We start from the raw sequence: 6,905 nt of genomic DNA, 5'->3' as shown, positions 1-6,905 counted from the left end.
AAAAAAAGTTGATAATTTATCTTATGTAAAATTATATAATCCACGTGTGGCACTGCTTGTCAGCAGTTCCCGCACCCCTTGTCACTGAGCCTGCTCAATGTGGCCCCATGTGACGCCTGCAGGCTAACCTCTCTCTGAGCGCTCGCGCCGCGGCCCCCTTAGTAAAAGCCCTGGTCGGTTGGCTCGACGCCGCGCAGTATTATCGAGTCACATTTTCAGAACGTAGTTCTATCAGATAGAACGAAGACGCGTAATACACGTAACCGAAGAGTTCAGGAGAGTTCAATGTCCAGCCTGCCAATCGGAGCGACGCGCGCGTCGCTCCGGGACGATGCCGCCGCGCCCGCCACCGCGGCCGAGATCAACGCGCGCATTGACCGCCTGCCGGCCACGCGCGCCATCTGGACGCTCGTGTTCCTGCTTTCGATGGGCGGCTGGTTCGAGTTCTACGACCTGTTCTTCACGGCCTACGTCGGCCCAGGCCTCGTGAAAAGCGGTCTCTACTCGACCACCACGGCTTCGTTCTTTGGGTTCTCGGGGCTCGGTGCCTTCGTGGCGGCCTCGTTCGCGGGGCTTTTCATCGGCACATTCTGCCTGACGAGGCTTGCCGACCGCTATGGCCGCCGCACGCTGTTTACGGCGTCGCTGCTGTGGTACTCGGTGGCGACCTGCATCATGGCGCTGCAGACGAGCGCACCCGGCATCAACCTGTGGCGACTCATCGCCGGCATTGGCGTGGGGGTCGAGCTCGTCACCATCGACACCTATGTGAGCGAACTCGTGCCCAAGCACATGCGTGGCCGCGCGTTCGCGTTTGTGCATCTCGTGCAGTACACCGCGGTGCCAGCCGTCGCTTTGCTCGCGTGGTGGTTCGTGCCGCGCGCGCCGCTCGGTTTCGATGGCTGGCGCTGGGTCGTGATGTTCGGGGCGTTCGGTGCGCTCATCGCCTGGGCGATCCGCCGCCGCGTGCCCGAGAGTGCACGCTGGCTCGCGCAGCGCGGCCGAACCGAGGAAGCCGCGCGCATTCTCGCCAGGCTCGAAGCGAAGATCGAGGCGCAGTCCGGGCGCCCGCTGCCCGTGCCTGTCGTGGAACTGGCCGGCGCGCAAACCGTCAGTCAGGCGCGTTTCGCCGAAATCTGGCAACCGCCGTATCGCCGCCGCACCATCACGCTGCTCGTGTTCAATCTGTTCCAGGCGATCGGCTTCTATGGCTTTGCGTCGTGGGTGCCGACCCTGCTCGTTTCCAAAGGCATCACGGTCACACACAGCCTGCTCTACTCGTTCGTGATCGCCGCCTCGAATCCGTTCGGCCCGCTGCTCGGCATGGCGATTGCCGACCGCATCGAGCGCAAGACGCTTGTCGTGCTTTCGGCGCTCGCGATCGCCGTGTGCGGCACGCTATTCGCCATGCAGACTTCCGCCGGCATGCTCATGTTCCTCGGCGTCCTGATCACGCTCGGCGGCACGCTGCTTTCCGTCGGCTATCACGCGTACCAGGTCGAGCTGTTCCCCACTCGCATGCGCGCCACGGCCGTTGGCTTCGTGTATTCGATGTCGCGCCTTTCCGCGATGTTCTCCGGCTTCATGATCGCGTTCGCGCTACGTCACTTCGGTGTGCCAGGCGTATTCGCGCTCATCACCGGCGCAATGATCGTGGTGATGGCGGCTATCGGCATCTTCGGGCCGCGCACGAAGAATCGCGCGCTCGACGACATCTCCCGCTAATCTTTTGAATACGAGACTTCAATCATGCTTCCGTTAGCCGGCGTGCGCGTCCTGGATCTGTCGAATGTGCTCGCGGGTCCGTTCTGCGCCTATCAACTCGCGCTCTTCGGCGCCGAAGTCACCAAGGTGGAACATCCTGAAGGCGGCGACCTCGCCCGGCGTCTGGGTGCCGACAAGGACGCTGCGGCGCGCAATATGGGCGCGTCGTTCGTGGCCGTGAACGCGGGCAAACGCTCGATCACGCTGAACCTGAAAGACCCGCGCGGTAAAGCCATCTTGCTCGATCTGGTGCGCCACGCCGATGTGCTCGTCGAGAACTTCCGGCCCGGCGTAATGGACCGCCTCGAACTTGGATACGATCAGTTATCCAAAGTGAATCCGGCGCTGGTCTACTGTGCCATTTCTGGTTTCGGCGACGAAGGCGAGCTGTCGCGCCGCCCTGCTTACGACCAGATCATTCAGGGCATGTCTGGCGTGATGAGCGTAACCGGCGACGCGCAGAGCGCGCCGCTGCGCGTGGGCTATCCCGTGTCCGATACGGTGGGCGGCCTCACCGCTGCGTTCGGCATCTGCGCGGCACTCGTCGATGCGCGCGCGAGTGGCCGCGGGCGGCGCCTCGATGTTTCGATGCTCGAAGCCACGCTCGCGACCATGGGCTGGGTCGTGTCGAACTACCTGAACGCAGGCGTGGAGCCCGCGCCGATGGGTAACGAGAATTTTACGGCCGCGCCCTCGGGCACGTTCCGCACCGGCGCGGGTCTGCTCAATATCGCTGCGAATGAAACGCGCCAGTTCGAGAGCCTGTGCGAAGTCATTGGCCGCCCCGACCTGCCGCACGATGAGCGATTTTCCGCGCGCCATACGCGCAAGCAGTATCGCGAAGCGCTCAAGGCCGAGATCGAAGCCGCACTCGCGGCAGACAGCGCGGCCAACTGGGAAACGCGTCTGCTCGAGCGCGGCGTGCCGGTGGGGCGCGTGCTCTCGGTGCCCGAAATCCTCGCGCATCCGCATCTGGCCGAACGGCGCTTCATACGCGAGTTCGAGGCAGTTCAGGGCGAAGCGGCACAGCGCGTGACACGCGCGGGCCTGCGGCTCGCCGATGCCGACGCTGCACCCGCCACGCCCGCACCAACGCTTGGCGCTCACACGCGCGAAACGCTTGCACAACTCGGCTACGAGGCCGCCCAAATCGACGCCCTGCACCACGACGGAGTGATCTGAACCATGTCGACGACGAACACCACCCCACCCGATCTCGCCGCCCTCTGCGCCGACTACTGGAGCACCTCGATCACCGACATCCATCCGGGCTCGATCAAGGTGCGCGGCTATCCGATCCAGGAACTGATCGGCAACGTGAGCTTCCCGCAGATGATCTGGCTGATGCTGCGCGGCGAGCTGCCCGGCGACGAGGAGGCCACGCTGCTCGAAGCCGCGCTCGTGGCCTCGGTCGATCACGGGCCGCACGCACCGTCGATCGCGATCTCGCGCATGGCCACGAGCTGTGGCCTGCCGATCAATGGCGCCATGGCATCGGCGCTCAACGCACTCGACGACGTGCACGGCGGCGCAGGCCAGCAGGCGGTCGAACTCTATGCCGACATCGCCGCGCGTATCGTGGCAGGCAGTCCGTTCGATGCAGCGGTCGAGGCAGGCGTGGACGAGTTCATCGCCGTTCACGGCAAATATCTGCCGGGCTTCGGCCATCGCTTTCATCCTGTCGATCCGCGCGCCGGGCGCCTGCTCGCGCTCGTCGATGCGCGCGCGGCGTCCGGCACGATCAAGGGCCGCTATGCGGCGATAGCACGCGGCATCGAGGCTTTGCTGAAAAGACGCAAGGACCGGCCCGTGCCGATGAATATCGATGGCGTCACGGCGGTGATCTACGCGGAGCTGGGGTTCGCGCCGGAACTGGCGCGCGGCGTATTCTGCCTCTCGCGCGCGGTGGGCATTCTCGCGCATGCGTGGGAGCAACGCGGACGCGGCGAGCGTAACAAAGGACCCATGCCGCGCCAGATTGCCTATGCCTACACCGGCGCGCCGGAGCGGCATCTGGAGCAGTCCTGATCAATACACAGTGAAGGAGACCGCATGCAAGCTGCGGCCAAGCCCGCGGTGCTCCCGCTAGCTCGGTGCGGACTCAGGCGTCCTGGCGCGCACGCGCCGCGTGCGCGCTTCGGGCGGCGCGCAGCACGCGCGAGTCGCCGCCGAGCGCGTCGGTAGCGCGTATCGCGCAATCGAACAACGCATCGAGATGGCGCTCGATGAATGCTCCGTCGATGCGCGAACTCGGTCCGGCGAGCGTGAGCACGCCACGCAACGTCTCGTGAATGCCGAACACGGGCATGGACACGCCCGCGGTCTCGCGGTCGCGCTCACCGATCGATATGCAGTAGAAGTCGCGCCGAATGCTTTCGAACGGCTCGCCCGGCTCGCCGCCGAACGCGAGCAGTGCGTGCCCGCCTGAGCCGCTCTCCAGCGGCAGGACGTCCCCTTCGCGCACGTGGTGGCGCACCACATGGTGTGAATCGACGCGATGCAGGCACACGCGCACCGCGTTGTCGCGCACGTAGAACGACACGCTCTCCCCGCTCGCCGCGGCCAGCTCGCGCATGAGCGGCAGCAGAATGTCGCCCATGTTGAGACTGCGCTGATAGAGGGCGCCCAGCGCGAACGTGGCGGGGCCGAGCTGATAGCGTCCGTCGTCGAGGCGCAGCAGCAGGCGATGTTGAATCAGCGCGCCGGCCAGCCGCAGCAGCGTGCTTTTATAGAGACCCGTGCGCGCCGCGAGTTCTGCGAGCGTGAGCGCGCTATCTCCGGGGCGAAACGCGAACAGGATGGCACACGCGCGGTCGATGACAGCGACGCCTTCTTCTTTCTTGACCGTACCAGCCGGATCTTGCGCGGGCATGAATGGCAAACGTGGGGATGGGGAACGCGTTCGATTTTACGCGACTTGCTGCTACCCTGGGGAGGCTCCCCATCCTCATCTTCACCGCTGTCGCCCGACGCATGCGCCCCGGCCGGCTGGCGTCACTTCACCCGCGCCACCGAGTCGCGCAATGTCACGCTAACCGGGAAGGTGCGCTCGATCGGCCACTGCGTGCCGTAGCACTGGTTGATAAGCCAGCGCACCGCGTTGCGCGTGAGTTCGGCGGTGGGAATGTGCACCGAGGTCAGCGCCGGCGCCATATAGGCGGCTGAATAGTCGTCGTCGTAGCCGATCACAGAGACGTCGTGGGGCACGCGCAACCCGGCCTGCTGCAGGCGCGCGAGCGCACTCATGGCCATCGTGTCGTTCGCGCAGAAGAGCCCGGTGAAGCGGTGTTTGCGCTCGAGGAGCGTGCCGGCCGCCACGTAGCCGCCTTCGGGCGAGAAGTCCGACACGATATGCGGCACGGTTCTGCGCTCGATGCCGTGGCGCGCCAGTTCGGCGAAAAAACCGTGCAAACGCGCCGCATTGTCCGACGAGGTGGACGGGCCGCCGATGACCGCAAGCTCGCGATGGCCGTGTTCGATGAGCGTGCGCGCAGCCATCTCGCCGCCGTGAAAGTGATCGGCGCAGAACGATGCTTCGGGCAACTGATCGAATGCTCGATTCAGGAACGCCATGCGCGGGTGCATGGCGTGCAGCATCTGCAGGTCGTCGTCGTACAGATCGTGGCTGATGACCACCACGCCGTCGCAGTCGCGCCCGATCAGGAAGCGCACGGCCTCGATCGCCTGCTCGCGCGGCGAGGCTTCGCCGCAGCCCGTGGCCACCACCACGTGGCGCCGCACGGCGCGCAACTGCGTATCGGTTTCCTTCAGGATGGTGCCGTAGTACGAGCCGAAAAAAGTCGGCACGAAAATGCCGATGATGCCGAGCGACTTCGTGGCCATCGCCCGGCCGATGGACGAAGGCCGGAAATTGAGCTGCTCGATCGCGGCCTGCACGCGCGCGGCCGCCTCCGCCGACACCGGACCGTTGCCCGATATCGCCCGCGAAGCTGTTGAAAGGCCCACGCCGGCCAGCGCCGCCACGTCTTTCAGGGTCGCCACGTTCCTGGTCTCTCTCTTGTTGTCGGTAATGTCCATCAAATTCGTGCGCCGGTTTCTTCGTCAAACAGCGAAACGTGCGCCCCGTCGATGGAGAACGGCACTGCCGCCCCACTTGCGAGTGGCGTCTTGTCCTGATCGATCGATGCGATCTGCCCCCCTTGATGCTCGATCCACAGTACACGATGATTGCCCATTGGCTCCACGAGCGTCAAGCGCCCTTCCCACGCGGCCTCGTGCGGGCGCACCGCGCCCCCCGCGCGCACGTCCTCGGGGCGCACGCCGAGCACGCAGGCGCGCGTTGGATCGGGTGCGCCCTTGAACGCGTAAGCCGAAACGTCCACGTCGAGGCCCTGCCCGCGGAAGCACAGCCGGCCTTCGTCGGCTTCGAGCCTGCCTCGCAGCAGGTTCATCGGCGGCGCGCCGAGAAAGGTCGCGACGAACAGGTTCTCGGGGCGAGCGTAGACTTCCGCCGGTGTGCCGAACTGCTGGATCGCCCCGCCCTTCATCACCGCCATGCGTGTGGCGAGCGTCATCGCCTCGACCTGGTCGTGCGTCACGTAGATCATCGTCGCCCCGAGTTGCTGGTGCAACTGCTTGAGCTCGCGGCGCAACTCGGTGCGCAACTTGGCGTCGAGGTTCGAGAGCGGCTCGTCAAACAGGAACACGTCTGCCTCGCGCACGAGCGCGCGCCCGATTGCCACGCGCTGGCGCTGGCCGCCCGAGAGCTGCGCGGGCTTGCGCGAAAGCAGCGGTCCGAGCTGCAGCATGTCGGCGGCGCGCTTCACACGGCGGTCAATCTCCGCCTTGGGCGTGCCGTTGATACGGAGTGCGAACGAGAGATTGCGCTCCACGTTCATGGTCGGATAGAGCGCGTACGACTGGAACACGAGCGCCACGCCCCGATCCTTCGGGTCGGCCCATGTCATGTCCTCCCCGCCGATCTCGATGCTGCCGTCGGTCACGTCGACGAGGCCCGCAATGCTGTGCAGCAGCGTGGACTTGCCGCAGCCCGACGGCCCGAGCAGCACGACGAACTCACCTGCGCGCACGTCGAGATCGAGTTCGTCGATCACCGTGTTCGCGCCGAGGTCGATGCGCAGATTGCGTACGGAAACGTTCGTGAGATTGCCCATGCCCTG

Annotated in this window: 6 protein-coding genes; 3 read left to right on the top strand and 3 right to left on the bottom strand. The window is 65.5% G+C overall.

What is annotated here, in order from left to right; genetic code table 11:
• The first annotated feature begins 300 nt into the window (after nt 1-300).
• The 3 genes from U5A65_RS19590 to U5A65_RS19580 are packed head-to-tail and all read left to right on the top strand — an operon-like array spanning nt 301 to nt 3,792.
• A complete protein-coding gene (locus U5A65_RS19590) occupies nt 301-1,725 on the top strand; it encodes an MFS transporter (RefSeq protein ID WP_321947034.1) in 1,425 nt (474 codons plus the stop codon).
• Nucleotides 1,726-1,746: 21 nt separating this feature from the next.
• Nucleotides 1,747-2,946, top strand: coding sequence for a CoA transferase (locus tag U5A65_RS19585; RefSeq protein ID WP_321934991.1), 1,200 nt, complete (start codon nt 1,747-1,749; stop codon nt 2,944-2,946).
• 3 nt (nt 2,947-2,949) lie between these two features.
• Nucleotides 2,950-3,792 (top strand): citryl-CoA lyase, encoded by an 843-nt coding sequence (locus U5A65_RS19580; RefSeq protein ID WP_321934810.1) that lies wholly within the window; start codon nt 2,950-2,952, stop codon nt 3,790-3,792.
• Between the two features lie 73 nt (nt 3,793-3,865).
• Here the strand turns inward: U5A65_RS19580 and U5A65_RS19575 are convergent, their stop codons facing one another.
• From U5A65_RS19575 to U5A65_RS19565, 3 genes are all read right to left on the bottom strand, one after another.
• A complete protein-coding gene (locus tag U5A65_RS19575) occupies nt 3,866-4,636 on the bottom strand; it encodes an IclR family transcriptional regulator (RefSeq protein WP_321908599.1) in 771 nt (256 codons plus the stop codon).
• Between the two features lie 122 nt (nt 4,637-4,758).
• Nucleotides 4,759-5,766, bottom strand: coding sequence for a substrate-binding domain-containing protein (locus U5A65_RS19570; RefSeq protein WP_199272081.1), 1,008 nt, complete (start codon nt 5,764-5,766; stop codon nt 4,759-4,761).
• A gap of 35 nt (nt 5,767-5,801) precedes the next feature.
• Nucleotides 5,802-6,899: an ABC transporter ATP-binding protein gene (locus U5A65_RS19565; RefSeq protein ID WP_321934811.1), complete on the bottom strand. Its 1,098-nt coding sequence runs from the start codon at nt 6,897-6,899 to the stop codon at nt 5,802-5,804.
• Nucleotides 6,900-6,905: the final 6 nt, after the last annotated feature.

This window comes from Paraburkholderia sp. J10-1 (genome assembly GCF_905220165.1).
In the GTDB taxonomy this organism is placed as follows: domain Bacteria; phylum Pseudomonadota; class Gammaproteobacteria; order Burkholderiales; family Burkholderiaceae; genus Paraburkholderia.
The sequence above is the reverse complement of the archived record's forward strand: the minus strand, read 5'-3'. Positions and strand labels throughout refer to the sequence as shown.

What these genes read in the sequence shown, in the direction of transcription:
- U5A65_RS19575 (WP_321908599.1), bottom strand. Translation starts at nt 4,636, where the DNA reads ATGCCCGCGCAAGATCCGGCTGGTACGGTCAAGAAAGAAGAAGGCGTC.
- U5A65_RS19565 (WP_321934811.1), bottom strand. Translation starts at nt 6,899, where the DNA reads ATGGGCAATCTCACGAACGTTTCCGTACGCAATCTGCGCATCGACCTC.
- U5A65_RS19580 (WP_321934810.1), top strand. Translation starts at nt 2,950, where the DNA reads ATGTCGACGACGAACACCACCCCACCCGATCTCGCCGCCCTCTGCGCC.